The 25,022-nt window shown below is 69.1% G+C and carries 26 protein-coding genes; 17 read left to right on the top strand and 9 right to left on the bottom strand.

The window, feature by feature from the left end:
• Complete coding sequence (locus CJ177_RS06210; protein ID WP_005240579.1) at nt 1–1,041, bottom strand: 2-aminoethylphosphonate ABC transporter substrate-binding protein; 1,041 nt, start codon at nt 1,039–1,041, stop codon at nt 1–3.
• Nucleotides 1,042–1,168: 127 nt separating this feature from the next.
• On the opposite strand from CJ177_RS06210, the gene CJ177_RS06215 reads away from it, so the two are divergent.
• The 4 genes from CJ177_RS06215 (at nt 1,169) to CJ177_RS06230 (ending at nt 4,884) form a co-directional block, all read left to right on the top strand.
• The gene (locus CJ177_RS06215) at nt 1,169–1,726 is read left to right on the top strand and encodes a hypothetical protein (RefSeq protein ID WP_061701000.1); all 558 of its coding nucleotides are present in this window, start codon (nt 1,169–1,171) and stop codon (nt 1,724–1,726) included.
• On the top strand, nt 1,723–2,430 hold the full coding sequence (locus CJ177_RS06220; protein ID WP_005240583.1) for a GntR family transcriptional regulator: 708 nt from the start codon (nt 1,723–1,725) through the stop codon (nt 2,428–2,430). The genes CJ177_RS06215 and CJ177_RS06220 overlap by 4 nt, the downstream gene beginning before the upstream one ends.
• 61 nt (nt 2,431–2,491) lie before the next feature.
• Nucleotides 2,492–3,349 (top strand): type I methionyl aminopeptidase, encoded by an 858-nt coding sequence (map, locus tag CJ177_RS06225; RefSeq protein ID WP_095867413.1) that lies wholly within the window; start codon nt 2,492–2,494, stop codon nt 3,347–3,349.
• Nucleotides 3,346–4,884: a cobyric acid synthase gene (locus CJ177_RS06230; RefSeq protein ID WP_095867414.1), complete on the top strand. Its 1,539-nt coding sequence runs from the start codon at nt 3,346–3,348 to the stop codon at nt 4,882–4,884. The genes map and CJ177_RS06230 overlap by 4 nt, the downstream gene beginning before the upstream one ends.
• Here the strand turns inward: CJ177_RS06230 and CJ177_RS06235 are convergent.
• From CJ177_RS06235 to CJ177_RS06245, 3 genes are read right to left on the bottom strand one after another with little or no spacing between them, the layout of a single operon-like run.
• Entirely contained in the window at nt 4,881–5,579 is a 699-nt protein-coding gene (locus CJ177_RS06235; protein WP_061046013.1) for a hypothetical protein, read from the bottom strand. The genes CJ177_RS06230 and CJ177_RS06235 overlap by 4 nt on opposite strands.
• Nucleotides 5,576–6,481, bottom strand: coding sequence for an ABC transporter ATP-binding protein (locus CJ177_RS06240; protein WP_095867415.1), 906 nt, complete (start codon nt 6,479–6,481; stop codon nt 5,576–5,578). The genes CJ177_RS06235 and CJ177_RS06240 overlap by 4 nt, the downstream gene beginning before the upstream one ends.
• Nucleotides 6,478–6,840 carry a GntR family transcriptional regulator gene (locus CJ177_RS06245; RefSeq protein ID WP_005259287.1) on the bottom strand — a complete coding sequence of 121 codons (363 nt, stop codon included), beginning with the start codon at nt 6,838–6,840 and terminating at the stop codon, nt 6,478–6,480. The genes CJ177_RS06240 and CJ177_RS06245 overlap by 4 nt, the downstream gene beginning before the upstream one ends.
• 103 nt (nt 6,841–6,943) lie before the next feature.
• Here CJ177_RS06245 and CJ177_RS06250 point away from each other — a divergent pair, with 103 nt between their 5' ends.
• A complete protein-coding gene (locus tag CJ177_RS06250) occupies nt 6,944–7,510 on the top strand; it encodes an alpha/beta fold hydrolase (protein WP_025432360.1) in 567 nt (188 codons plus the stop codon).
• A 30-nt stretch (nt 7,511–7,540) separates the two neighbouring features.
• Here the strand turns inward: CJ177_RS06250 and CJ177_RS06255 are convergent, their stop codons facing one another.
• The 3 genes from CJ177_RS06255 to CJ177_RS06265 are packed head-to-tail and all read right to left on the bottom strand — an operon-like array spanning nt 7,541 to nt 10,259.
• Nucleotides 7,541–7,870 (bottom strand): YnfA family protein, encoded by a 330-nt coding sequence (locus CJ177_RS06255; RefSeq protein ID WP_061046015.1) that lies wholly within the window; start codon nt 7,868–7,870, stop codon nt 7,541–7,543.
• Nucleotides 7,867–9,252 carry a mycothione reductase gene (gene mtr / locus CJ177_RS06260; RefSeq protein ID WP_061046016.1) on the bottom strand — a complete coding sequence of 462 codons (1,386 nt, stop codon included), beginning with the start codon at nt 9,250–9,252 and terminating at the stop codon, nt 7,867–7,869. The genes CJ177_RS06255 and mtr overlap by 4 nt, the downstream gene beginning before the upstream one ends.
• Complete coding sequence (locus CJ177_RS06265) at nt 9,249–10,259, bottom strand: alpha/beta hydrolase (RefSeq protein ID WP_005240600.1); 1,011 nt, start codon at nt 10,257–10,259, stop codon at nt 9,249–9,251. The genes mtr and CJ177_RS06265 overlap by 4 nt, the downstream gene beginning before the upstream one ends.
• Before the next feature lie 121 nt (nt 10,260–10,380).
• Here CJ177_RS06265 and mqo point away from each other — a divergent pair, with 121 nt between their 5' ends.
• The 10 genes from mqo (at nt 10,381) to CJ177_RS06315 (ending at nt 21,098) form a co-directional block, all read left to right on the top strand.
• Entirely contained in the window at nt 10,381–11,925 is a 1,545-nt protein-coding gene (gene mqo, locus CJ177_RS06270; protein ID WP_095867416.1) for a malate dehydrogenase (quinone), read from the top strand.
• Nucleotides 11,926–11,989: 64 nt separating this feature from the next.
• A complete protein-coding gene (locus CJ177_RS06275) occupies nt 11,990–12,511 on the top strand; it encodes a GNAT family N-acetyltransferase (protein WP_005240604.1) in 522 nt (173 codons plus the stop codon).
• Nucleotides 12,512–12,722: 211 nt separating this feature from the next.
• Nucleotides 12,723–14,627: a magnesium chelatase subunit D family protein gene (locus CJ177_RS06280; RefSeq protein ID WP_095867417.1), complete on the top strand. Its 1,905-nt coding sequence runs from the start codon at nt 12,723–12,725 to the stop codon at nt 14,625–14,627.
• Between the two features lie 36 nt (nt 14,628–14,663).
• Nucleotides 14,664–15,278 (top strand): cob(I)yrinic acid a,c-diamide adenosyltransferase, encoded by a 615-nt coding sequence (gene cobO, locus CJ177_RS06285; RefSeq protein WP_005240608.1) that lies wholly within the window; start codon nt 14,664–14,666, stop codon nt 15,276–15,278.
• Nucleotides 15,272–16,672: a cobyrinate a,c-diamide synthase gene (locus CJ177_RS06290; RefSeq protein WP_061046018.1), complete on the top strand. Its 1,401-nt coding sequence runs from the start codon at nt 15,272–15,274 to the stop codon at nt 16,670–16,672. Before cobO ends, CJ177_RS06290 begins: the two co-directional genes overlap by 7 nt.
• Complete coding sequence (locus CJ177_RS06295; RefSeq protein ID WP_005240613.1) at nt 16,665–17,045, top strand: cobalamin biosynthesis protein; 381 nt, start codon at nt 16,665–16,667, stop codon at nt 17,043–17,045. The genes CJ177_RS06290 and CJ177_RS06295 overlap by 8 nt, the downstream gene beginning before the upstream one ends.
• A 47-nt stretch (nt 17,046–17,092) precedes the next feature.
• Nucleotides 17,093–18,319: a uroporphyrinogen-III C-methyltransferase gene (gene cobA / locus CJ177_RS06300; protein WP_005240615.1), complete on the top strand. Its 1,227-nt coding sequence runs from the start codon at nt 17,093–17,095 to the stop codon at nt 18,317–18,319.
• A 26-nt stretch (nt 18,320–18,345) separates the two neighbouring features.
• The gene (locus CJ177_RS06305; protein WP_061046019.1) at nt 18,346–19,842 is read left to right on the top strand and encodes an MFS transporter; all 1,497 of its coding nucleotides are present in this window, start codon (nt 18,346–18,348) and stop codon (nt 19,840–19,842) included.
• 56 nt (nt 19,843–19,898) lie between these two features.
• Nucleotides 19,899–20,270: a glyoxalase superfamily protein gene (locus CJ177_RS06310; protein WP_005240620.1), complete on the top strand. Its 372-nt coding sequence runs from the start codon at nt 19,899–19,901 to the stop codon at nt 20,268–20,270.
• 60 nt (nt 20,271–20,330) lie between these two features.
• Nucleotides 20,331–21,098: a serine protease gene (locus CJ177_RS06315; RefSeq protein ID WP_061046020.1), complete on the top strand. Its 768-nt coding sequence runs from the start codon at nt 20,331–20,333 to the stop codon at nt 21,096–21,098.
• A gap of 9 nt (nt 21,099–21,107) precedes the next feature.
• On the opposite strand, the gene CJ177_RS06320 is transcribed toward CJ177_RS06315, so the two are convergent.
• Both CJ177_RS06320 and CJ177_RS06325 read right to left on the bottom strand, forming a co-directional pair.
• On the bottom strand, nt 21,108–21,782 hold the full coding sequence (locus CJ177_RS06320; RefSeq protein WP_025432363.1) for a response regulator: 675 nt from the start codon (nt 21,780–21,782) through the stop codon (nt 21,108–21,110).
• 30 nt (nt 21,783–21,812) lie between these two features.
• Nucleotides 21,813–23,429: an ATP-binding protein gene (locus tag CJ177_RS06325; RefSeq protein WP_005240626.1), complete on the bottom strand. Its 1,617-nt coding sequence runs from the start codon at nt 23,427–23,429 to the stop codon at nt 21,813–21,815.
• A gap of 67 nt (nt 23,430–23,496) precedes the next feature.
• Between CJ177_RS06325 and CJ177_RS06330 the strand changes: the two genes are divergently transcribed.
• The gene (locus CJ177_RS06330) at nt 23,497–24,486 is read left to right on the top strand and encodes a tripartite tricarboxylate transporter substrate binding protein (RefSeq protein WP_005259246.1); all 990 of its coding nucleotides are present in this window, start codon (nt 23,497–23,499) and stop codon (nt 24,484–24,486) included.
• Nucleotides 24,483–25,022, top strand: coding sequence for a tripartite tricarboxylate transporter TctB family protein (locus tag CJ177_RS06335; protein ID WP_061046021.1), 540 nt, complete (start codon nt 24,483–24,485; stop codon nt 25,020–25,022). Before CJ177_RS06330 ends, CJ177_RS06335 begins: the two co-directional genes overlap by 4 nt.

Here is a 25,022-nt window from a genome sequence, read left to right on the forward strand (position 1 = left end):
TCAGCTCCCGGTGGCCTTCTGGTACGCGGCGACGTCCGAATCGAGTTCGGTGAGTACGTCGTTCCAGTTCGGCGACCACACCTGGACCCCCTGCAGTGCCCGCGCCGGGGCGCTCTGGCCCGCGGCGGCGCGCACGTCCTCGCGGACCGGCATGCCGAGCGCCTCGTCGGCGACCGTCTTCTGCGACTCCTCGGCGAGCAGGAACTCCATCAGCTGCCTGCCCTGCTCGCTGCGGGGCGCCCCCTTCGCAAGACCCATCACGTACGGCAGGGCGACGGTGGTGCGGGTGGTGCCGTCCGCGGCAGCGGGGAAGAAGAGGTCGAATTTCGAGCCGTCGTCGGCGATCGACGTGAGGTTCATCTGCACGTCACCGTTGGCCACGAGCAGTTCGCCGTTGCTGACCTTCGGCTGCAGCTTGCCGGTCGAGGACGACGGTCCCACGTTGTTGGCCTGCAGCTTCGCGAGGTAGTCGAGCGCGCCCTCCTTGCCCCTCAGATGCTGCAGGAGCAGCAGCACTGCGGTGCCGTCGCCGGCCTGGCCGGGGGTGGAGTATTGGATCTTGCCCTCGAACTGGTCGGACAGCAGGTCGTCCCAGGTCCGGGGAGCAGGTGCGGCCGCCGGGTTGGCGATGAAGGACAGGTAGTTCTCGACGACGGGAACGTAGTGACCGGCCGCGTCCTTCTCCGCCGCGGGAACCGCGGAGGTGTCGACACCGCTCGGAACGAGGAGTCCCTGGGAGTCGGCCTTCTGGATGAATGGCGGCAGCGTCACGACGACGTCGGCCTGCGGGTTCGACTGTTCCTTCTCGAGACGAGAGACGACTTCGCCGGATCCGGCCTCGACGAGGTTCACCGCGATTCCGGTCTGTGCGGTGAAGGCGTCGAAACGCGACTGGTACCAACCGGACAACCCGTCGGCGCTGTAGACGGTGACCGTGTCGGTGCCCGAATCGGCGGCGGTGCCGGTTCCGCCGCAGGCGGTTCCGAGGGTGAGGAGGGTCGCGGCCAGCGCGGCCGCGACGATCCGGGGACGAAGACGCATGGGGTGTTCCTAACGATGAGGGGACTGTGAAAAGGAGCTTGCCGTTTGGTCTAGACCATTGGGCCACTGCGAGGAGAACGCCGGGTGAACAATTGGTATAGACCATTTTTCGGGTACGCTCGGCCGCATGAACGACGACGGCAGCGCGTCCGGAGAGTCCGTGCTGATCGAAACTGCCGGGGCACTGTGGTCGCTGCGCGACGTCTACGACGGCGAGGCGATCGACGAACTCGACCACGCCCTCCAGTCCGCGGGGCGGGCGATGGACGACGGTGCCGACGACGAGTTGATCCTCGCCGCCGCACTGCACGACATCGCCCGCAGTCCCGCGCTCGGGTTTCCCGACGACTGCGCGCACGATCGCGAGGCGCGTGACTGGCTCACGCCGCGATTCGGGGAACGCGCCGGGTGGCTCGCCGGGGCGCACGTCGCGGCCAAGCGCTATCTGGTGGCCACCGAATCCGGTTATGCGGCAACCCTCTCCGCGCAATCGGTGACGACATTGGAAGTTCGGGGCGGCGCCGCCGTGGACGCCGCGTTCACCGGCCACCCGTACTGGCCCGACGCCGTCCGGCTCCGGCGCTACGACGACGCCGCGAAAATCCCCGGGGCGCAGGCCCCGAGCGTCCCCGACGTGATCGCCGTCGCGCGCAGAGTGCGGCTTGCGGTGACAGCCACGCTATGACGGAAACGCCGAACGTCCCCAAGTACTACCGGGTCCGCACCGAACTCGAGTCGATCCTCGCCGAACTCGAGGTGGGCGACGCGATCCCTGCGGAGCGGGAACTGGCCCTGCGGTTCACGGTGTCCCGCGAAACGGTGCGGCAGGCCATCCACGAACTGCTGGTCGAGGGTCGCGTCGAGCGTCGCGGCCGCGGCACCGTCGTCGCCAGCCCGAAGCTCGTGCAACCGCTGTCGTTGCGGTCCTACACCGAGGGTGCGGTCAGTCAGGGCCGGGTGCCCGGGCGCGAACTGGTGACGTTCGAGGAACTCGGCGCCGACGCGGATCTCGCCGAGGCGCTCGGTCTCGCGTTCGGAGCGCCGGTCATCCACCTCGAACGCGTCCTGCTCGCGGACGACGAGAAGATCGGGCTCGAGAGCACCCATCTGCCCGCCGGCCGGTTCGGGGAGATGGCGCGCCGATTCGATCCGGGTACCTCGCTGTACGCGGCGATCCGCGAGACCGGCGTGGTGTTCGCGTCGGCGACCGAGCGGATCGAGACCGTGCTGGCCTCCCCGCGGGAGGCCGCGCTGCTCGACTCGACCACCGCGATGCCGATGCTTCGGCTCCACCGCGTCTCGCTCGACACCGACGGCGTGCCGATCGAACGGGTGCGTTCCCTCTACCGCGGCGACCGGATCGCCTTCCTCACCACACTGCGGGAGTGACGTCGACGCGCCCGACGGGTCCGGAGGCGACCGGGCCGTGCACGGGGCTAACCTGGTACCCATGTCTGTCCGCACAGCACTGAGCCCCGGAACCGTGTCTCCCGTCCTCGCCGTACCGGCGGGGATCGAGCGTCCCGAGTACGCGTGGAAGCCCACGGCGAAGGAAGGCAACGAGCCGTGGGTTCAGACCCCGGAGACCATCGAGGCCATGCGGGTGGCGAGCAAGATCGCCGCCCGGGCCCTGCAGGAGGCCGGTAAGGCGGTGGCGCCGGGTGTCACCACCGACGAGCTCGACCGCATCGCGCACGAGTACATGATCGATCACGGCGCCTATCCGTCGACGCTCGGCTACAAGAGCTTCCCCAAGTCGTGCTGCACGTCGCTGAACGAGGTGATCTGCCACGGCATCCCCGACTCGACGGTGATCCAGGACGGCGACATCGTCAACATCGACGTCACCGCCTACATCGGCGGCGTGCACGGAGACACCAACGCCACGTTCCTCGCCGGGGACGTCGCCGAGGAGAACCGGTTGCTGGTGGAGCGGACCCACGAGGCGACGATGCGCGCCATCAAGGCCGTCAAGCCGGGCCGCGCGCTCAACGTCATCGGCCGCGTCATCGAGTCGTACGCGCACCGCTTCGGCTACGGCGTGGTCCGCGACTTCACCGGACACGGCATCGGCACCACCTTCCACAACGGCCTCGTCGTCCTCCACTACGACGAGCCCTCCGTGGACACGGTCATCGAACCCGGCATGGTGTTCACGATCGAACCGATGATCAACCTCGGCGGCATCGGCTGGGAGATCTGGGACGACGACTGGACCGTCGTCACCAAGGATCGCAAGTGGACGGCTCAGTTCGAGCACACCATCGTGGTCACCGAGACCGGCAACGAGATCCTCACCCTGCCTTGAGCGAGAGCCGGTGGAAGGGCGCCCTGCTCGTCGCCGGCACCACGTCCGACGCGGGCAAGAGTGTGCTCGTCGCGGGACTGTGCCGGATGCTCGCGCGGCGAGGTGTCCGGGTGGCGCCGTTCAAGGCGCAGAACATGTCGAACAACTCCGTCGTCACGCTGGACGGCGGCGAGATCGGCCGGGCGCAGGCCCTGCAGGCCGCGGCCTGCGGACTGGAGCCGAGTGTCCGCTTCAACCCCGTGCTGCTGAAGCCGGGTAGCGACCGCACGTCGCAACTGGTGGTGCGCGGCCGCGCGGTGACGACCGTCGGAGCCCGCGACTACATCGAGCACCGGCAGCACCTGCGCGCGGTGGTGGCCGAGGAACTGGGCTCGCTGCGCGCCGAGTACGACGTCGTGATCTGCGAGGGAGCGGGCTCACCCGCCGAGATCAACCTGCGAGCCACGGACCTCGCGAACATGGGCCTCGCCCGGGCCGCCGACCTGCCGGTGGTCGTCGTCGGCGACATCGACCGCGGTGGAGTGCTCGCCCACCTGTTCGGCACCGTGGCGGTCCTCGAGCCCGAAGACCAGGCGTTGATCGCGGGATTCGTGATCAACAAGTTCCGCGGCGACGTGTCGTTGCTGGCGCCGGGCCTCGAGCAGTTGACGGCCATGACGGGACGCCCGACGCTCGGGGTGATTCCCTTCGCCGAGGACCTGTGGCTCGACGCGGAGGATTCGCTCGGTGTGGTGGCGGACGCCCCGGTCGGACGTCCGGCACCACCGATCGGCGACGACTGGCTGCGCGTGGCCGCGATCCGCCTGCCCCGCATCTCCAATTCGACGGACGTCGAGGCGCTCGCGTGCGAACCCGGGGTGTCGGTGCGCTGGGTCACCGACCCGTCGCGGCTGGAGGACACCGACCTGATCGTCCTGCCCGGCAGCAAGTCGACCGTGTCGGATCTGGAATGGTTGCGCCGCAACGGCATCGCGGATGCGATCGCCGCGCACGCGAAACGCGGCGGCCCGGTGCTCGGCGTGTGTGGCGGCTACCAGATGCTCGGTTCCGTGATCGTCGACGACGTCGAATCCGGCCGGGGTACGGTGGCCGGCCTCGGACTGCTCGACCTCGAGGTCGAGTTCGCCCCGGACAAGGTGCTCGCGCAGGCGCGCGGCGACGCCCACGGAGTTCCGGTGTCCGGGTACGAGATCCATCACGGCCGGGTGCGGCGCAACGGCGACCAGCCGCTGCTCCACGCGAGCAGCGGCGCCGCGGAGGGCAGTATCCGCGGCGCCGTCTACGGCACGCACTGGCACGGACTGCTCGAGACCGACCGCTTCCGCCGGCTCCTGCTGGAAGACGTGGCCGAACACGCGGGGAGAACTGGTTTCGTCACTGCGCCGGACACGGATGTTGCCGCGATCCGGACGGCTCAACTCGATCTGCTGGCGGACCTGGTGGAGCAGAATCTCGATCTCCGCGCCCTCGAGGACCTCCTCGGCGCGGGCGCCCCGAAAATCCTCCCGGCCATCGCGTCGACCCTGGTGCGTTAGGCCGTCGCGCGCCGGACGAGTGCCCACGCCGCGACGATCCCTGCCACCGCGGCCAGTGCCGGAAGCCACACCAGCGGCACCGACCGGGGCACGTCGGCGAACCAGTGGCCGATGTCCGGCCACCACTTCTGCCACGTGATCACGAACGCGGCGGCGCCCGCGGCGAGGAGAGTGCCGACGCCGAGCGTGAAGAGTCCCACCACCCGCCACCGGTGATGCAGTGCGCCCAGGAACATTCCCGCCGCCGCCGTCAGCGACAGGAAGGCGAAGTCGGCGGCCAGCTGGATCGCCGGGTCGGACGTGAAGTAGTTGGGTATCGCGAACATCCGCATCCCGACACCCCAGCCGCCGGTGGCCTCCTCGATCAGCGACAGTCCGTAGAGCATCACCCCGAACACGAAGACCTGGACGGCGGCGACGATCAGGGTGGCCGCGAAATAGTCGCGCCGGGTGACGCTCATCCCCAGTGCGAATGGGAACGTCTGTGTCATGGCCTGCAGGTAGAACACGAGGGCGAACCCGAACAGCGAGAAGACGCCGCCGGTGAAGTTGGTGTCGCTGCCGGTGTCGCCGACCATCGCGAAGATGGCCGCCCCGATCGTGAACGACGCGACCAGCACGCCCAGTGGCCACGCGACGAGCAGGGGCCAGGCGACGGTGTGGATGCGGGAGACGGTCAGGACCCGGTTCGTCATCGTGCGTCCTCCTTGGTGGCCGTGGTGCTGCGGACCACGAGTTGTTGAAGGCTGAGCGGCTCGAAATGCAGGCCGTCGTCCATCGCTCGGTCCCGTTCGGAGTCCGACAGGCTGGCCTGCACGGTCGCCCGTTCGTGATTGCCCAGCGATTCACGGTGCAGGACAGTCTTGTTCGAGGTGAAGTCGGCGACAAGCGGGGCCAGGCCGGAGACGACGACGGCGCCTTCCCGAAGCGCGTCGGTGTCCTCGTCGAGGACGATCCGTCCCTTGTCGATCAGGATCACGTGTTCGATCAGGTCGCTGACCTCGTCGATGAGGTGTGTGGAGAGCACGACCGTGCGCGGGTGTTCGGCGTAGTCGGCGAGAAGGCGGTCGTAGAAGAGGTGCCGTGCCACCGCGTCGAGGCCGAGATACGGCTCGTCGAACAGGGTGAGCGGTGCGCGGGAGGCCAGACCGACCGTCACACCGAGCGCGGACGTCATGCCCCGCGACAACTTCTTCACCTTGCGGCACAACGGAAGATCGAAATCCTCCAGCAGTGTCTGTGCGAGTTCCTCGTTCCAGTGGGGGAGCAGGTGCCGTGCGGTCGCGAGGACGTGCCCGACCCTGAAGTCGTCCGGGTACTTCTGGCTCTCCTTGACGAAGCAGACGTCGGTGAGTACCCGGGAATTCTCGTGCGGGTCCTGACCGAAGATCTCGACCACACCCGAAGTCTGGAACTCCTGGCCGGTGAGGATCTGCATGAGCGTGGTCTTGCCGGCGCCGTTTCGGCCGAGGAGACCGTAGATCTTGTTCTCCTGCAGGGAGAAGTCGATCCCGTCGAGTGCGATGAAGTCGCCGAATCTCTTGCCGAGGCCCCGCGCCGAGGCGACCGTCTTCGTGTCGAACGCTGTGCCGATCATCGTGCTCCCTCCCGTTGGTCGAGCATGGTCTTGAGTTCGGCGATGCTGACGCCGAGTTTGTCCGCCTCGGTGACGAGCGGATCGATGAACTGGCGCGCGAACCGCTCGCGTCGCCGGAAGCGCAGCGCGTTCCGGGCGCCGGAGGTGACGAACATTCCGATTCCCCTCTTCTTGTAGAGGATCCCGTCGGCGACGAGCTGATTCAGTCCCTTGGCTGCGGTCGCCGGGTTGATCCGGTGGAAGGCGGCGAGCTCGTTGGTGGACGGCACCTGGCCTTCCTCGGGAAGGGTTCCGTCGATGATCGAGTTCTCGATGAGTTCTGCGATCTGCTGGAACAGCGGTCTGCCGTTGTCGATCATCGACGCCCGCCCCGCCGGTTGATCGGTTCATTACTCATGTAATGAACCATAGAACCAGGGAGGTCCGAGCGCAAGACGTCCCCGATCGCGTAGTTTTTAGCCCATGGAACTGACGCACGTGGCGGTGGGAAATGGAACCTGCACGGTCCGCATCGACGGACCGGAGAGCAAACACACCGTTCTCCTGCTACCGGGGGCCGGCGACGGACCGGATGTCTACGACGGCGTCTGCGAGCGCCTGCACAATTCCGATCTGCGCACGATCGTGCCCGAGGACATCACCGGTCTCGACGAGACGACGATCATGGCGCTGCTCGACGAACTGAAGGTCGGGTGGGTCAACCTCGTCGGCAGCCGGGAAGGAGCCGAACTGGCGTGGTCGCTGGCGGCTCGCCAGTTCGGACGCTTCGCCAGCCTCGTGGTGGCCGACCGGGGGCATCCGGCCGCACCCGACGCCGCCGGTGCGGTGCGCGGATCCGACTGCCCGCCGGTCGAACTCCCCACGACCGTGATGATCGGCAGCCCCGACCGGCGTGCCGAGGCGGATGCGAGCGGACGCTTCGTCTACTCCGACTTCCGCGTCGTACAACTCGACAACGTCACCAACGTCCCGGCGGCCGCGGCGGCGGAGCTGGCCACCGAGATCGTTCTCCGCACCAGCCCCTGGTAGATCCCGGCCCCACGCCGAGTGCGACCGTGCTCAGCGTGGGGCGTACATGATGACGGCCATGCCCAGCAGGCAGATCAGGGCGCCCGAGACGTCCCAGCGGTCCGGGCGGAAACCGTCGGCCACCATGCCCCAGATCAGCGAGCCCGCGACGAACACCCCGCCGTACGCGGCGAGGACGCGGCCGAAGTTGGCGTCCGGCTGCATCGTCGCGACGAACCCGTACGCCCCGAGTGCCGCGACACCGGCGCCGATCCAGATCCAGCCCCGGTGCTCGCGGACGCCCTGCCACACCAGCCACGCGCCGCCGATCTCGAACAGCGCCGCGATGGCGAACAGCGCGACGGATTTGGCGACCGTCACTCGGCCGGTAGGTCGAGGCCGAGGAGAGCGTTCTCGACGACTTCGGGCAGCGCCGGGTGGATCCAGTACTGCCCCCGCGCCATCTGCTGCGCCGTCAGCCCGAAACTCATTGCCTGGATCAGCGGCTGGATCACCGTGGGCGCCTGGGCGCCGATCACGTGCGCTCCGAGCAGCCGCCCGGTGCCGCGTTCGGCGATGACCTTGCACAGACCCTCGTCGTCCTCCATCGCCCACCCGTAGGCGACGTCGCCGTACGCCTGTACCTTCACGGTGATGTCCCAGCCAGCCTCCCGGGCCTCGGCCTCGGTCAGCCCGACGTGCGCGATCTGCGGGTCGGTGAACACGGCGGCGGGAACGAACCGGTGGTCCGCGGCGCGCAGACCCGACGTGTCTCTCCACGCGTCCTGCAGGAGGTTGTGCTGAACGACACGCGCCTCGTGGTTCGCCACGTGCTTGAGCTGGTACGGCGAGGAGACGTCACCGAGCGCGAAAACGCCTTCGGCACTGGTCCGTTGATAGTCGTCGACCACGACACGTCCCTCGTCGTCGAGGTCGATGCCACCGGCGGCGGCCCCGATGGCGTCCCCGTTCGACTGCCGCCCGGTCGCCACCAGGAGAACGTCACCCGAGACGACGCTGCCGTCCTCGAGTTCGACCGCGACGCCGTCACCGTCGCTGCGCACGGCTGCGACGGCGCTGCCGCGGTGCACGTCCCATTTCTTCTGAGCGAGATCCGTGAACCGGCGGGAGACGTCCTCGTCGAGGTGCCGCAGCAGGTGAGCGCTGCGCGCGATCAGCGACACCCGGGTGCCCAGCGCGGAGAAGACGTGTGCGAACTCGGCGGCGATGTATCCCGCGCCGATGATCACCATGCGTTCGGGCAGCTCCGGCAACCGCATGATGTCGTCGTTCGTGTAGTACCGCACGCCGGATTCCCGGACCACGTCGGGAATGATCGGGCGGGACCCTGCCGCGATCACCACCTGGTCGGCGGTGACGACCTCCCCGGTTCCGGTGTCGAGGGTCCGTGGGCCCACGAACGTCGCGTGCCCGCGGAACAGCGTGGTGTTCGGGCTGTCCTCGGCGCGGTAGCGCTCCCCGCCGGCCGAGATCGGGTCGATGCGGCCGAAGACCCGTTTGACGATGTCCGGCCAGCGCACCCCCTCGAGCTCCGCGTCGACGCCGTACTTCGCGGAATTGCCGACCGTCCGGGCCACCTCAGCGGCGTAGACGAACATCTTCGTCGGGATGCAGCCCACGTTCAGGCACGTCCCACCGAACGTGCCCTCCTCCAGGATCGCGACCGTCTTGTCCGCGAACCGATCGTCGGGCAGCGAGTTGCCGGACCCTGAACCGATGATCGCCAGATCGAAATGTGTCATCGGTTGGCCTCCGCGGCGTTGTGGCCGTGCAGCCAGTCGAGCCAGAGGTCCACTTCGGCGAACGCCTCCGCCCGCGGCTGATCGGCGGACAGGAATACGTCGTGCCGGGCGCCCGCGATGGGGACGATCGTGGTGCGGTCGCCGAGGCACCCCGCCCAGCGGGCGATCTGCCGGACGTCGAGGACGGCGTCGGCCGTGTCGACCCTGGGGTCGTACCGCGGCGCGAAGTACGACGCCTTGGACCGGAGGATCAGGGCGGGAACCCCGATGTCGAGACCACGGTGTAGTTGGGCATGGCCGCGGCGTACCGCGCGCAGCCACCCGAACGTGACCGGGAAACCGCTCAGCGGCTTCCAGTCGAGGTTGTAGTTCCAGATGCCGTTGCCCTCCACGTGCAGGCTCACGCCGTACGTGTCGAGCCCGGTCTTCGGGATGATCGACTTGCGTTTGACGCGCCCGAGCGCGTCGACGGCCACCGTCCCCACGTTCCGCAGGTACGACGGACCCTGCAGGTCGAACCACGGGCTGTTGAGGATGACCCCGCTGATGCCGAGCGCGGCGGTGCCGCCCGGCCTGCGCTGCAGGCGGTGCAGCCACAGCGGCAGAACCAGACCGCCCGTCGAATGCGCGACCAGCAGAACCTCCCCGTCACCGGTCTGTTCCCGGACCTGGCGCAACGCCTCGTTCAGTTCGGCGTCGTACAGCGTCAGATCGGAGACGAAGTGCGGCGTCTGGCCGGGTTCGAGCGAGCGCCCGCACTTGCGCAGATCGAGTGCGAAGAAGGCGTAACCCTGTTCGGCGAAGTGCTCGGCCAGGTGTTTCTGGAAGAAGTAGTCGGTGAATCCGTGGACGTAGAGCACGGCGCGGCCGGTCTTCTTCGTCTCCTGCGCGGGCTGGTAGCGGATCAGCGTCGCCTTCACCTCGCCCTCGCCGTCGGGGTCGGTGCCGAGAGGGATGGTCAGCTGTTGATAACCGTCGCCGAGAACGTCGGGAGCCCATGTAGTCACAGATCACAATCTAATGTGCGATTCCGGGGCGCGGGGAGGCGCACAATTGGGGCAGGTGATTCTCGCTCATACGCGCGGGTAACCTATCCGGCGAACACGGCAGGCGTATGCGCGTACGGCTATGGACAAGGAAGTCGATACTCCAGTGTCAGATCAGAATGCGGTAGAGACGAAAACGGATGTAGTGCTGGTTGGCGCGGGCATCATGAGCGCGACGCTGGGAGCGATCCTGCGTCAGGTGCAGCCCGATTGGTCGATCACCACATTCGAGCGGCTCGACGCAGTAGCCGCCGAGAGCAGCGACCCGTGGAACAACGCGGGCACCGGCCACTCCGCGCTGTGTGAGCTCAATTACACCCCGCAGAACGCCGACGGCACCGTGGACATCACGAAGGCCGTCAACGTGAACGAGCAGTTCCAGGTGTCGCGGCAGTTCTGGGCGCACGGCGTCGAGAGTGGTGTGCTGACGCAGCCCAAGGAGTTCATCAACCCCATCCCGCACGTGAGCTTCGTGCACGGCGAGGCCAACGCGAAGTACCTGCGGGCCCGCTACGACGCCCTCGCCGGTCACCCCCTGTTCGCGGGCATGGAGTACATCGACGCCCCCGACGAGTTCACCCGTCGCCTGCCGTTGATGGCGAAGGGCCGCGACTTCAGCGACCCCGTCGCTCTCAACTGGACCCAGGACGGCACCGACGTCGACTTCGGTGCCCTGACCAAGCAGCTCCTCGGTTACGTCGGCGCATCCGGCGGCGTCGTCCACTTCGGGCACGAGGTCACCGACCTCACCAAGCAGTCCGATGGCAGCTGGGTGGTCAAGGTCACCAACCGCCGCAACGGTGTGAAGAAGGCCGTGCGCGCCAAGTTCGTGTTCGTCGGCGCCGGTGGCGGTGCGCTGCACCTGCTGCAGAAGTCCGGCATCGGGGAGGCGAAGGGCTTCGGCGGGTTCCCCGTGAGCGGTGCGTTCCTGCGCTGCACCAACCCGGAGCTCATCGACCAGCACCGCGCCAAGGTCTACGGCAAGGCTGCCGTCGGCGCGCCGCCCATGTCGGTTCCGCACCTCGACACCCGCGTGATCGGCAACAAGCCCGGACTGCTGTTCGGGCCCTACGCCGGCTGGTCGCCCAAGTTCCTCAAGCAGGGCCGCGTGACCGATCTGCCCAGTTCGGTCAAGCCGAACAACCTGCTGTCGATGCTCGGGGTCGGCGTCAGCGAACTCGGTCTCGTCAAGTACCTGATCAGTGAGCTCGCGATGTCCGAGGCCGGTCGGATCGAGACCCTGCGGGAGTTCGTCCCGAAGGCGCTCGGCAAGGACTGGGAGCTGATCACCGCGGGCCAGCGCGTCCAGGTCATCCGTCGAGCCAAGGGCAAGGGCGGTGTCCTCGAGTTCGGCACCGCCGTCGTCAACGCCGCCGACGGCAGCATCGCGGGACTGCTCGGCGCGTCGCCGGGTGCGTCCACCGCGGTGCCCGCCATGCTCGACGTGCTGCAGCGCTGCTTCCCGACCCAGTACGAGTCGTGGAAGCCGAAGCTCCAGGAAATGGTTCCGTCGCTGGGCATCAAGCTCTCCGACGACACCGCGTTGTTCTCGCAGGTGTGGGACTGGACGTCGAAGGTGCTCCAGCTCGACACCAGCAAGGTGGAGGACGCGTCGGTCGCGGTCTGACGCACCGCCCGGCCCGGGTCCACGGGCGCGCACACTTGCCGGTGCTGTGCGATAGTTGCCTGTCATGACGGCAACTGCAGCACTCAAGCGTTCGTGGGCACTCGATCTCGACAACAAGACGCTCTACGAGTTGCTCAAGCTCCGCGTAGAGGTCTTCGTCGTCGAGCAGGCGTGCCCGTACCCGGAACTCGACGGCCGTGATCTGCTGGTCGAGACCCGCCACTTCTGGCTGGAACAGGACGGTCAGGTGGTCTGCACTCTCCGGCTCCTCGAGGAGCACGCCGACGGCACCAAGTCGTTCCGGATCGGTCGGCTGTGCACGTCGCGGCCGGCGCGCGGTCAGGGACACACGACGCGTCTGCTGCGCGCCGCGCTCGCGGAGGTCGGCGACGCGCCGTGCCGCATCAACGCGCAGACGTATCTGGTGGACATGTACGCCAAGCACGGTTTCAAGCCGGACGGCGAAGAGTTCGTCGAGGACGGCATCCCGCACGTCCCCATGCGGCGCGGCGGCGGTGCCGCCTTCGGCGACGGCGGTGTCGCGTACGAGGCGGCGGAGGCGGCCCCGTCGAGCGCCGGGCAGTAGGCCCCGACTAGGGTCGTCAGGTGAATGTCCGCGGGGAAGTCCTGTTCGAATCAGGCGCGGTCCCGCCACTGTGACGGATCTCTGACCGGCTGCCACCACCCTGGTTGCCGATCCGGTCTCCCAGCCAGATTGCCGCGGCGTTCGTACCGGCCAAAGCTCTCGGCGAGGAAACCGGGACGTGAAGGGATGCAGCGTGCGTACGGATCGTGAAGTGGACCAGGTTCGACCCGACTTTTCGTGGGGATTCCCGTTCAGTGCGGTGGTCGGGCAGGACCGGTTGCGGCTGGCCCTCATCCTCTGCGCGGTCCATCCCGGTATCGGCGGCGTCCTCGTCCGCGGTGAGAAGGGGACGGCCAAATCGACGGTGGTCCGTGCTCTCACCGCACTGCTGCCCGCGGTGCACGACGAGAACGGGACGCGCCCGGCGCGACTGATCGAACTGCCGGTCGGAGCCACGGAAGACCGTGTCGTCGGTTCCCTCGACCTCGAGAAGGTCCTGCGCGACGGTGAGCGCGCGTTCCAACCCGGACTGCTGTCGGCCGCCCATCAGGGTGTTCTCTACGTCGACGAGGTCAATCTTCTGCACGACCATCTGGTCGACGTGCTCCTCGACGCGGCGGCGATGGGCCGCGTCCACATCGAGCGCGACGGCATCTCGCATTCGCACGCCGCGCGGTTCGTGCTGGTCGGCACGATGAACCCGGAGGAGGGCGAGCTCCGGCCGCAGCTCCTCGACCGGTTCGGGCTGGCCGTCGACGTCGCCGCGTCGCGGGAGGTGGACGTGCGCATGGAGGTGGTCCGGCGTCGACTGGACTTCGAGCGTGACCCCGCACGCTTCGCCGAGCGCTACGCCGAGCAGGACGCCGCCTTGGCCGCCGCCATCCTCGAGGCCCGCGACCGGCTCGACTCCGTCGTGCTCGACGACATCGAGTTGCGCCGAATCTCTTCTCTCTGTGCGTCGTTCGACGTGGACGGCATGCGCGCCGATCTCGTCCTCGCCCGGACCGCGACCGCGCACGCCGCATGGCGGGGCGCAGGCGCCGTCACCGCGGAGGACGTGCGGGTCGCCGCCGAGCTGACCTTGCCGCACCGCCGTCGCCGGGATCCGTTCGACGAACCCGGCCTCGATGAACAGCAGCTCGACGACGCCCTCCGCCAGGCCGACGAGGACGCCAGGTCCGGTGCCGAGGAACCACCGGAGCAGGAGCCGGGAACTCCGCCCGGCACCCCGACCGAACCGGACGGCGGTGGCACCGACCCCGACGATCCCGACGGGCCCGGAGGCGGGGCTCCGGCACCCCCGGAACGCCCGGCCGGGCCGACCGGCACGCAGTTCACCACCAAACTCCTCGAGGTACCCGGAGTCGGCGAGGGCGCGCCGGGCCGGCGTTCCCGATCGCGCTCGTCCCGCGGTCGCGCGGTCCGCTCGACCGCCGAACAGGGGCACGGACTCCACCTGGTCGGCACGCTCTTCGCCGCCGCCGAGCGGCAGGTGGCCCGCGGCCGGAGCACCGGTCGGATGATCCTCGACTCCGCCGACCTGCGCGGGGCGATTCGCGAGGGCCGCGAGGGCAACCTCGTGGTGTTCGTCGTGGACGCGTCCGGGTCGATGGCAGCCCGCGACCGATTGTCGGCCGTCACCGGTGCCGTCGTCTCACTGCTGCGCGACGCCTACCAGCGCCGCGACAAGGTGGCGGTGATCACGGTTCGCGGACGAGCCGCGGAACTGGTTCTGCCGCCCACCTCGTCGGTGGACATCGCCGTCCGCCGCCTGCGAGGAATGAAGACAGGCGGCAAATCCCCACTGGCAGAAGGGTTCCTGCGCGCGCGTGAGGTCGTGTTGCGGGAACGTCTCCGCGACCCGCAGCGTCGCGCGCTCGTCGTCGCGCTGACGGACGGGCGGGCGACGGGCGGCAAGGACGCACTGCACCGGGCCAAGGTGGCCGCGGGGCTGCTCGCCGACAGCTCGGTCGCGTCGGTGGTCGTCGACTGCGAGACCGGCATGGTCCGGCTCGGGCTGGCCGCGGAGCTGGCCCGCCGGCTGCGGGGCGGCTACGTCCGCCTCGGTGAATTGTCCGCGCAGCAGGTCGCGGGCGTCGTCCGCGCCGCGGCGTGATCCGGACGCGGATTCGGTAGGGGAGAGAGAAGACACATGCCCAAGGGTGTTCCCGAGAACGTTCCGAACGACGGCCTCACCACACGTCAACGACGCAACGCTCCCGTGCTCGCGGTCCACACCGGACCGGGCAAGGGGAAGTCGACGGCCGCGTTCGGCATGGCGCTGCGTGCCTGGAATCAGGGATTCGACGTCGGGGTGTTCCAGTTCGTCAAGAGCGCCAAGTGGAAGGTGGGGGAGGAAGCAGCCTTCCGCGCCCTCGGCCAGCTGCACGAGGACACCGGTGTCGGTGGGGCGGTGCAGTGGCACAAGATGGGCGAGGGCTGGTCGTGGACGCGCAAGCACGGCAGCGAGGAAGACCACGCCGCCGCGGCCGCCGAGGGATGGCGCGAGATCGCCCGCCGGCTGGGAGCCGAGGAACACCGGTTCTACGTGCTGGACGAGTTCACGTATCCCCTGAAGTGGGGGTGGGTGGATGTCGACGAGGTGGTCGAGGTCCTGCAGAACCGGCCCGGCAACCAGCACGTGGTGATCACGGGCCGCGACGCCCCGCAGGCGCTGATCGACGCGGCGGATCTGGTGACGGAGATGACCAAGATCAAGCATCCGATGGACGCCGGCCGGAAGGGCCAGCGGGGCATCGAGTGGTGACCACGCTCCCCGCGGCGCCCGCAGTGGTCATCGCCGCCCCCGCGTCGGGTAGCGGAAAGACCACCGTCGCAACCGGTCTGGTCGGAGCCCTGCGTGGGTCGGGTTGTGCGGTGGCACCGTTCAAGGTGGGCCCCGACTACATCGACCCCGGATACCACGGGCTCGCGGCCGGACGGCCGGGACGCAATCTCGACCCGGTCATGGTGGGCGCGCAGCGGATCGCCCCGCTGTACCGGCACGGCAGTTCGGGGTGCGACCTCGCGGTCGTCGAGGGCGTCATGGGCCTGTTCGACGGCAAGATCGACGCCGCGGCGCAGGAGCCGTCGGCCGAGGGATCGACGGCCCAGGTGGCGGCGCTGCTCGGCGCCCCGGTCGTGCTCGTGGTCGACGCCCGCGGGCACAGTCAGAGCCTGGCCGCGGTCCTGCACGGCTTCTCGACCTACGACTCCGGGGTCCGCATCGGCGGGGTGATCCTCAACCGGGTGGGAAGCCCGCGGCACGAACAGGTGCTGCGGCAGGCATGCGAGCGCGTCGGACTTCCCGTGCTCGGCGCCGTGCCGCGGATGGCCGAACTGGAGGTCCCGTCCCGGCACCTCGGGCTGATCCCGGCGGCGGAGCACGGTGCCGACGCGGTCGACGCCGTCGACGCGATGACCCGATTGGCCGCCCGCCACCTCGACCTGCCCGCCATCCGCGCGCTCGCGGCCTCGGCGGTCGACGGGCCGGTGTGGGACCCCGCCGCCGAGGTCGGCCCGATTCCGCCCGGCCCGCGCCCGACCGTGGCGATCGCCGGGGGCCGGGCGTTCACGTTCGGGTACGCCGAACACCGCGAACTCCTGGGTGCCGCCGGTGCGGACGTCGTCACGTTCGACCCCCTGCACGACGCGTTGCCGCCCGGCACGAGCGGCGTGGTGCTGCCCGGTGGTTTCCCTGAGGAGCACGCCGTCGCCCTCGCGGAGAACTCCGCGCTCCTGACGCAGATACGCGAACTCGCGACGGCGGGGGCGCCGATCCATGCGGAGTGCGCCGGTCTGCTCTACCTCGCCCGAAGCCTCGACGGGCACGCGATGGCCTCCGTGGTCGGGGTCGACGCCTCGTTCGGGTCTCGTCTCACGCTCGGGTACCGCGAGGCGGTGGCGGTCACGGACTCCATCCTCTTCGCGGCAGGTGAGCGGGTGGTCGGACACGAGTTCCATCGCACGTCGCTCGCGGCGGCCGAGGCGGACGGCTGTGCACCGGCCTGGGGCTGGCGGCCCTGGGACGGCCACCCTGCGCGCGAGGGTTTCGTGCGCGGCGGCGTGCACGCGTCGTACCTGCACACGCACCCCGCGGGTCACCCGGAGGCGATCACCCGTTTCGTGGCCGCGGCCCGCACCTTCGCCGCGCATGGGTGACGTCTGCGTCGGCGTCGGCTTCCGTGCGGCAGCGGGCATCGCGGACATCCTCGCCGCAGTCCGGCACGTGCTGACGTCCGCGAACCTGGGTCCGGACGCGACACTGGACTGCCTGTGCACCCTCGACCGCAAGGCCGCGGACCCGGCTGTCCGCGATGCGGCAGCGGCGTTGGATGTCCCCGTCCGCGGATTCGCCGCGGGGGAACTGGCCGGCGTCGAGGTGGCGAACCCGTCGGACCGGGTGCACTCGGCGACGGGATCGCCGAGCGTCGCGGAAGCGGCGGCGGTGCTCGGCGCGGACGGCGGGCCCCTGATCGTGACCAAGTGGTCCGCGAATGGCGTCGTCGTCGCGGCAGCCCGTAAAGTTTCGTAGGTTCGAGACGAGACGTGCAGGATTTTCTGGAGAAACGGGGAGAGCGCGTGACTGCTGCCACCGGAGACGAGACCAACTACCTGGTCGGACTCAATTTGGCCGATCGTCGTGTGGTCGTCGTCGGTGGCGGAACAGTGGCACAGCGCAGGCTCGGGCTCCTGATCGCATCGGGTGCGCGGGTGCACCTGATCAGCCGCGCGGTCACGCCGGCGGTCGAGGGAATGGCCACCGCGGGACAGATCACAGTGGAACTTCGCGAATACCGGGACGGCGACCTCGCCGACGCCTGGTACGCCATCGCGTGCACGGACGAACCGGACACCAACGCGGCGATCGTCGCCGAGGCGGAGCGGAATCGTGTCTTCTGCGTCCGCGCCGACAACGCCCGCTACGGCACTGCCGTCACTCCGGCGAGCGCGAGCTACGACGGGATGAGCATCGGCGTCCTGGCCGGCGGCGACCACCGCCGGTCCGCCGCAGTGCGCACCGCCCTCGTCGAGGGCCTGCAATCCGGTGCGGTCGCCGACACCGCCGAGTCACCGGCGGCCGGTGTCGCACTGGTGGGCGGCGGTCCGGGCGACCCCGATCTCATCACCGTGCGCGGCCGGCGACTGCTGGCCCGGGCCGACGTGGTGGTCGCCGACCGCCTCGCCCCGCCGGAACTGCTGGCCGAACTGGGCTCCGACGTCGAGGTCATCGACGCGGCGAAGATTCCCTACGGCCGTGCGATGGCGCAGGAGGCGATCAACGCCGCCCTCATCGAGGGCGCGAAGGCCGGAAAGTTCGTGGTGCGGCTCAAGGGCGGCGACCCGTACGTGTTCGGGCGCGGCTACGAGGAACTCGAGGCGTGCACCGCGGCGGGTGTGCCCGTCACGGTCGTCCCCGGGATCACCAGTGCCATCTCGGTGCCGTCGGCCGCCGGCATCCCGGTCACTCACCGGGGCGTCACCCACGAGTTCGTCGTCGTCAGCGGTCACGTCGCCCCCGACCACCCGGATTCACTCGTCGACTGGTCGGCGCTGGCCCGGTTGAAGGGCACGATCGTGTTGCTGATGGCCGTCGAGCGCATCGAGGCGTTCGCGACGGTCCTGATGCAGGGTGGCCGTCCGGTGGACACACCGGTCACGGTCATCCAGGAGGGCACGCTGCGCACGCAGCGCACCGTGCGCGCCGATCTGCAGACCGTCGCCGCCCGGGTGAAGGAAGAGCAGATCCGGCCGCCCGCCATCGTGGTCATCGGGCCGGTGGCCGGGTTTTCTGTGGACGCTGGGTAACGTGAACCCTCGTGTCTGATTCCGGAATGCCCGAAACCACCTCAGCGTCGAAGAAGTCTGCGGTGATTCCGACTCCCGCCACCCGTGTGATGGGGCTGGCGATCATCGTGCTGAGCGGGCTGCAGATGATGGTGGTCCTCGACGGCACCGTCGCCAACCTGGCGCTCGCGCCGCTGCAAGCCGATCTCGGTCTCAGCGACAGCGGCCGCAACTGGGTGCTGACGTCCTACGCGCTGGCGTTCGGTGGCCTCATGCTCCTCGGCGGACGGCTCGGCGACGCGTTCGGCCGGAAGAAGATGTTCGTCGGCGGTGTTGCCCTGTTCACCGTCGCCTCGCTGCTGTGCGGTCTCGCGGTGGGCGAGTTCATGCTGATCGCCGCCCGGTTCCTGCAGGGTGTCGGCGCCGCGGTGGCGTCCCCGACGGCGCTGGCCCTGGTCGCGACCACGTTCGCGGCCGGACCTGCGCGTAACCAGGCCATCGCGATCTTCGCGGCCATGACGGGCATCGGGTCGATCGCGGGCCTGATCATCGGTGGCGCGCTCACCGAGGTGTCGTGGCGACTGATCTTCCTCATCAACGTGCCCATCGGTGTCGTCATCGTGGGGTGCGCGTTCGTGGCGTTGAAGGAGACCGCGGGCGAGCGCCTGGCCCTCGACGTTCCCGGTGCGGTCCTCGCCACGGTCGCGGCGACGGGCGTCGTGTTCGCGCTGACGGAGGGGCCGGAACTCGGCTGGGGGAGTCCCTACGTGATCGGGGCGCTCATCGCCGGTCTGCTGCTGTTCGGCGCGTTCCTGTACGTCGAACGGACCGCAGACAACCCGCTGCTGCCGTTCTCCCTGTTCCGCGACAAGAATCGGGTGGCGACCCTCGTCGCGATCTTCTTCGCCGGTGCCGTCATGTTCACGGTCGCCGCCTTCGTCGCGTTGTTCGTCCAGGACATTCTCGGTTACAGCCCCCTCGAGGCGGGCCTCGCGTTCATCCCGTTCGCGTTCGGCCTCGGCAGTGCGGCGGCGGTGGCGTCCAAGCTCGCCGTGCGGATCCAACCCCGGTGGCTCGTGGTCACCGGCGCCGGGATCATGGTGGTCGGGCTGCTCTACGGCTCGACCCTCGACAGTTCCGCCACCTACCTCGGCAACCTGTTCGTGCCGGTCATCGGGATCGGATTCGGTGTCGGACTCGCCGTCGTCCCGCTCCCGCTGTGCGCGATCGCCGGAGTGTCGGAGACCGAGATCGGTCCGCTCGCCGCCATCGCCCAGGTGGCGCAAACCCTCGGCGGACCCCTCGCCCTGGCCGTCATCGGGGCGATGGCCACCTCACGCACGCTGTCCCTCGGCGGCATCTCCGGCAAGGTCGCCGACATGAATCCGACGCAACTCGAGGCGCTCGGCAACGGGTACACCTTCGCCCTCGTCGGCAGCGCAGGCTGCGCCCTCATCGCGGGACTGGCCGCGATGTTCATCCGCTTCACCCCGCAACAGGTCGCGCAGGCGCAGGCCGCCGAGAAGGCCGCGCAACAGGCGTGAACGCGGTCCGGTCCGGTTTCGGCCCGGTGGTCGTACGCCGTCTATAGCATCCGGTCATGGACTACAAAATCGAGCTGATCATCCTGCCGGTGTCCGACGTGGACCGGGCCAAGGCGTTCTACGCCGACCAGGTCGGCTTCGTCGTCGACCACGACCACCGCGTGAACGAGAACGTGCGTTTCGTCCAGCTCACACCGCCCGGGTCGGCGTGCTCGATCGCCGTCGGCGAGGGCCTGGTCGACACCCCGCCCGGCTCGGTGCACGGGTTGCAGATCGTCATCGACGACGCCGATGCCGCCCACGCCGAGCTGTCGGCCCGCGGCGTTCCCGTCAGCGAGGTGCAGGACCTGGCGTGGGGGCGCTTCGTGTACTTCGCCGATCCCGACGGCAACGAGTGGGCGCTGCAGCAGCTTCCGCCACGCAGCTGACCGGCGGCCGGTAGCAGAAATCGGCCTACCCGAGCGTGACGAGCGGTGCATGATGATCCTGTGGTCACGCCCTCCCGCTCGTCCGTCACGGGGGCGGCCGCGGCGGTCCTGCTCCTGGCTTCCTGCGTAGCCGGGGGTCCGGCCGCCGCCGCGCCTGCGCCCGCCGCACCGGATCCTCGCGTCGGCCCGCTGTTCCTGGCCGGCACACTGCTCCACGTCTGCACCGGATCGGTTCTGGACAGCGCGGACGGCGACCTCGTGCTCACTGCCGCGCACTGCATCGCAGGGTCCGGCGGCGCGCTGTCGTTCGCACCCGGATTCGACCGCGGCGTGTCCCCGTTCGGACTGTGGACGGTGTCCCAGATCTATGTCGACCCCGCCTGGCTGGAGTCGCAGGATCCGCAGCACGACTACGCCGTTCTCCGGGTGGCCCCGAGCGGAACCACCGTGCCGGCGTCCGTCGAGTCGGTGGTCGGTGGGGGATTCGAGTTGGCGTCCGCGCCGGAACCCGCGACCACCGTGGCCGTGACCGGCTATCCGACCCTCGGTGACGGTCCGGTGTCGTGCACCGCCGTGACCACGTCGACGGACAGCTACCCCACGGTGGTCTGCGACGGGCTGGGCGAGGGAACGAGCGGCGGCCCGTGGATCACGGGTTCGCGGGTCGTCGCCCTCGTCGGCGGCCTCGACCACGGCGGGTGCACCGACTCGGTGTCCTACTCGCCGACGTTCGGTTCCGGCACGCTCGCCCTGCTGGACCGCGCGGAGCGCCGCGGTGCCGGTGACTCGACACCGTTCGCCCTCGCCGGCGCCTGCACCCGATCCTGACCGACCGTGTCAGCGTGGGGCAGGCCGGTACCGGCGGACGGGCCTGCCGGCGCCCCCGTATTCGAGCCGGACCTCCAGCAGACCCTCGGACAGGTAGTGCTCGAGGTAACGGCGCACGCTGACCCGGGACAGTCCGGCGAGTTCGGCGCATTCGGTCGACGACAGCTCGCCCTTCGACCGCAGGATGTCGAGCACCAGGCGCCCGGTTTCGGCGCTGAGCCCCTTGGGGAGCCGGCTCGGTTCCGGATTCTTGCCCTTGCCCCCGAACAGGGAGTCGATCAGGGATTGGTCTGCGCCGGACTGTGATTCGAGGGCGCGGGCACGGCGGCGGAAGTTCTCGAGTTTCTCCTGCAGCTGCGTGTAGTCGAACGGTTTGACCAGATAATCGGAGGCGCCGCCGTGTAGTGCGCGGCTGACGGTGTCGATCTCCCGGGCGGCGGTGATCATGATGACGCCGACCGCGTTGCCCTCCGCGCGCAGTCGTTGCAGGACGTCGAGGCCGGACATGTCCGGCAGGTACACGTCGAGGAGCACGAGGTCGGGGTGTGCGGTGCGCACCGATTCGAGGGCCTCGGCGGCGGTGCGTGCCACCCCGACGGTGGTGAACCCCGGTGTCTTGTCGACGAATCGGCGGTGGATCTCCGCGACCATGAAGTCGTCGTCGACGACCAGGACCTCATACATCGTCACGCCGTCCCGTCATGATCGGAGAGTCTAGCTACGCGGCACGTGCACGGTGAACAAGGCACCACCGGTGCCGGGTGCGTCCGAGACGGCTGCGGAGCCGCCGTGCTGGGAGCTGACGAGACGGACCAGGGCGAGCCCGATTCCGCGGCCACCGGGTGTGCCCGGCTTCGAGGTGACACCGCGCGAGAAGATCTCCTCCCGCATCGTCTCGGGAACTCCGGGGCCGGAATCGGCGACCTCGATGAGAATACCGTCGTCGTCGGTGATCCGGATCGAGATCCGCGCGTCCCGGCCGCCCTCGGACACGTCGACGGCGTTGTCGATGAGGTTGCCGAGGACGGTGATCACGTCGGTGGCGAGCTCGGGGTCGAGGGCGTGCAGGTGCGAGTCGGGTTCCAATGTCAGCGACACCCCGGTCTCGGCGGCGAGCGACGTCTTCGCGATCAGCAGCGCGGCGACAGCCGGATCCGAAATGCGTTGCGTGACAGCATCACTGATCTCGGCTCGACGGCGGGTGAGGGTGCCGACGAATTCGGTGACGGCGTCGTAGTCACCGAGCTGCGTCAGGCCCGAGATCGTGTGCAGCTGGTTGGCGAACTCGTGCGTCTGCGCCCGCAGGGTGTCGGTGACACTCTTGTGCGAAGACAGCTGACTCTGCATCGACGCCAGTTCGGTGCTGTCGCGCATCGTGGTGACGGTGCCGATCTTGTGCCCCTGGCTGGTGGCCGCACGCCGGCTCAGCGCGAGCATGCGCGACGACGTCGACAGCACCACGTCGCGGCCGTCCTCCCCGTTGAGGAGGTACTGCCGGACGGCGGGGTCGAGTGCGACGTCGTCGACGTGTCGGCCGACGGCGTCGTCGGTGAGGTCGAGCAGTTCCTGGGCGCTGTCGTTGAGCACGGTGATCACCCCGTCGGGGTTCACCGCGACCACACCCTCGCGGATGCTGTGCAGCAGTGCCTCGCGATGGTCGGCAAGGCTCGCGATCTCGGCGATCTCGAGTCCGCGGGTGTGGGTCTTGATCCGGCGGGACAGCAGCCACGAGCCGAGAAGCCCGAGACCGGCACCGATTCCGAGATACAGGAGCAGGCGCGCCCCGGCGCTGCTGAGCAGGTCCCAGATCGACGGGTAGTCGTCGCTGACCGAGACGACCGCGAGGACGTCCCCGGTGGCGGACAGGATCGGAACGTGTCCGACGATGGCGCGGCGTCCGTCGACGTCCACGTCTCCCGACCAGGCCCGCCCGGTCATCACATCGCTGGCGCCGAGTTCCGCGGGCACCCCGAGCCGCGTCGGATCGGAGGACACGGTCACCGCCCCGTTCGGCGCGACGATCTCGGCGAGTGTGGCGCCCGACAGGTTGACGGCGCGATCGACCTCGGGCGCCAGCACGCGCTCGACCGAGCGGTCCGACAGCTGGTCGCGCACCACCGGCGTCGACGCCACGTTCTCGGCCACCGCGATCATGCGCTGCCCCTGGAGGTCGCGGAACTCCACGGTCGACTGGTGGACCGACACGGCGGCCACCGCGAGCAGCACGACGCCGACGACGACGAGCTGGAGGAGCAGGACCTGGCCCGCGAGGCTACGCACGCGGGGGTGAAGTGGTGACCACAATGAACTTAAGTTCCGTTTCGTTCGCATAGGTGACGTGCATCACCCCTGGGGTTCAGTATTGCGGAAGATCACATTCATGGCGAAATGAGGAACGATGTCGAGAACAGGTAGCGGGAGCAGGGTACGCGCGCTGCTCCTGCTCGCGCTCGTAGGCCTCCTCGTGGCCGGCTGCGGGGTCACCCGCGGCGAGGACGAGGGCCTGCACAGGGTGCGGATGATGGTTCCGAACAGTCCGGGCGGCGGCTACGACCTCACGGCGCGGACCGCGGTGAAGATCATGGAAGACGAGGGCATCACCGGTCGCGTCGAGGTGTTCAACGTGATCGGCGCAGGTGGAACGGTCGCGATGGCCAGGCTGATGAACGAGGCCGGCAACGACGACCTCATGATGATGATGGGCCTGGGCGTCGTCGGCGCCGGCTACACCAACGGATCCACCGCACGCGTGTCCGAGGCCACCGCGCTGGCCAAGGTGGTCGAGGAGCAGGAGGGCATCCTCGTGCCCGCGGATTCACCGTTGCAGACCATCGACGACTTCGTGGCCGCATGGCGTGCCGACCCGGCGTCGATCACCATCGGCGGCGGTTCCTCGCCCGGCGGGCCGGACCACCTGTTCCCGATGGAGACGGCGCGCGCGGTCGGAGTGGACCCGAACGCGGTGAACTACGTGTCCTACGACGGCGGTGGCGACCTGCTGACAGCCCTTCTCGGCCAGAAGATCACCGCAGGCACGTCGGGACTCGGCGAGTACGTCGACCAGATCGAGGCAGGCCAGGTCCGGGTCCTCGCGGTGTCGGGGAACGAACGGGTCGAAGGAATCGATGCGCCGACGCTCACGGAGGCAGGCGTGGACCTGACCTTCACCAACTGGCGGGGAATCCTGGCGCCGCCCGGACTGTCCGACGGTGCCAAGGCCGACATGGTCGAGGCGCTCGAAAAGTTGCACGACACACCGGAATGGAAGGAGGCCCTGGTGAAGAACGGTTGGAGTGACGCCTTCACGACGGGACCGGAGTTCGAGCAGTTCCTCCGGGACCAGGACGAACGGGTCTCGTCCACCCTGGCCGAATTGGGGCTGACATGACCGCGCCCGCAGAACCGTCCGCCGTCTCCGCGGACACGGCCCCGGCGCCGAAGCGGAGGGACTACGCACAGTTCATCGTCTGCGCGGTGATGGCCGTGATCGGGGTGTTCCTCATCGTCGACGCACTGTCGCTCAGCGACGGCTTCGCGAAGGTCGACCCGGTGGGTCCGCGACTGTTCCCGCTCGTCATCGGTGGGGGACTGCTGGTCTTCGCCGTGGTGCTCGCCGTCGCGATCATGAGGGGCTCCACCGGCGAAGCCGACAGCGGCGAAGACGTCGATCCGGAGTCTCCGGGCGACTGGAAGACGGTGGGCCTGCTCGTCGGGTTGTTCGTCGTGACCATCGCGCTCGTCGACTTCCTGGGCTGGGCGATCATCGGCACCGTCCTGTTCGCCGGGGCCGCAACCATTCTGGGCAGCCGCCACTGGGTGCGGAACATCGCCATCGGGGCCGTGCTCGGATTCGGCAGCTTCTACGCGTTCTACGTCGGGCTCGGAATACCGCTGCCCGCAGGCATTCTGGACGGAATTCTCTGA

The sequence above is a fragment of the Rhodococcus sp. ACPA1 genome, from assembly GCF_002300195.1.
GTDB lineage: Bacteria > Actinomycetota > Actinomycetes > Mycobacteriales > Mycobacteriaceae > Rhodococcus_F > Rhodococcus_F opacus.

Bases quoted from the DNA above. Each gene is read 5' to 3' on its own strand.
- CJ177_RS06245 (WP_005259287.1), bottom strand. From the start codon at position 6,840: ATGATCGACAACGGCAGACCGCTGTTCCAGCAGATCGCAGAACTCATC.
- CJ177_RS06335 (WP_061046021.1), top strand. From the start codon at position 24,483: ATGACCGCGCCCGCAGAACCGTCCGCCGTCTCCGCGGACACGGCCCCG.
- CJ177_RS06220 (WP_005240583.1), top strand. From the start codon at position 1,723: ATGACGGAAACGCCGAACGTCCCCAAGTACTACCGGGTCCGCACCGAA.
- CJ177_RS06330 (WP_005259246.1), top strand. From the start codon at position 23,497: ATGTCGAGAACAGGTAGCGGGAGCAGGGTACGCGCGCTGCTCCTGCTC.
- CJ177_RS06295 (WP_005240613.1), top strand. From the start codon at position 16,665: ATGGGTGACGTCTGCGTCGGCGTCGGCTTCCGTGCGGCAGCGGGCATC.
- map (WP_095867413.1), top strand. From the start codon at position 2,492: ATGTCTGTCCGCACAGCACTGAGCCCCGGAACCGTGTCTCCCGTCCTC.
- CJ177_RS06325 (WP_005240626.1), bottom strand. From the start codon at position 23,429: ATGCGAACGAAACGGAACTTAAGTTCATTGTGGTCACCACTTCACCCC.
- CJ177_RS06240 (WP_095867415.1), bottom strand. From the start codon at position 6,481: ATGATCGGCACAGCGTTCGACACGAAGACGGTCGCCTCGGCGCGGGGC.
- CJ177_RS06215 (WP_061701000.1), top strand. From the start codon at position 1,169: ATGAACGACGACGGCAGCGCGTCCGGAGAGTCCGTGCTGATCGAAACT.
- CJ177_RS06275 (WP_005240604.1), top strand. From the start codon at position 11,990: ATGACGGCAACTGCAGCACTCAAGCGTTCGTGGGCACTCGATCTCGAC.
- CJ177_RS06250 (WP_025432360.1), top strand. From the start codon at position 6,944: ATGGAACTGACGCACGTGGCGGTGGGAAATGGAACCTGCACGGTCCGC.
- CJ177_RS06305 (WP_061046019.1), top strand. From the start codon at position 18,346: ATGCCCGAAACCACCTCAGCGTCGAAGAAGTCTGCGGTGATTCCGACT.
- CJ177_RS06310 (WP_005240620.1), top strand. From the start codon at position 19,899: ATGGACTACAAAATCGAGCTGATCATCCTGCCGGTGTCCGACGTGGAC.
- CJ177_RS06210 (WP_005240579.1), bottom strand. From the start codon at position 1,041: ATGCGTCTTCGTCCCCGGATCGTCGCGGCCGCGCTGGCCGCGACCCTC.
- cobO (WP_005240608.1), top strand. From the start codon at position 14,664: ATGCCCAAGGGTGTTCCCGAGAACGTTCCGAACGACGGCCTCACCACA.
- mtr (WP_061046016.1), bottom strand. From the start codon at position 9,252: ATGACACATTTCGATCTGGCGATCATCGGTTCAGGGTCCGGCAACTCG.
- mqo (WP_095867416.1), top strand. From the start codon at position 10,381: ATGGACAAGGAAGTCGATACTCCAGTGTCAGATCAGAATGCGGTAGAG.
- CJ177_RS06320 (WP_025432363.1), bottom strand. From the start codon at position 21,782: ATGTATGAGGTCCTGGTCGTCGACGACGACTTCATGGTCGCGGAGATC.
- CJ177_RS06235 (WP_061046013.1), bottom strand. From the start codon at position 5,579: ATGACGAACCGGGTCCTGACCGTCTCCCGCATCCACACCGTCGCCTGG.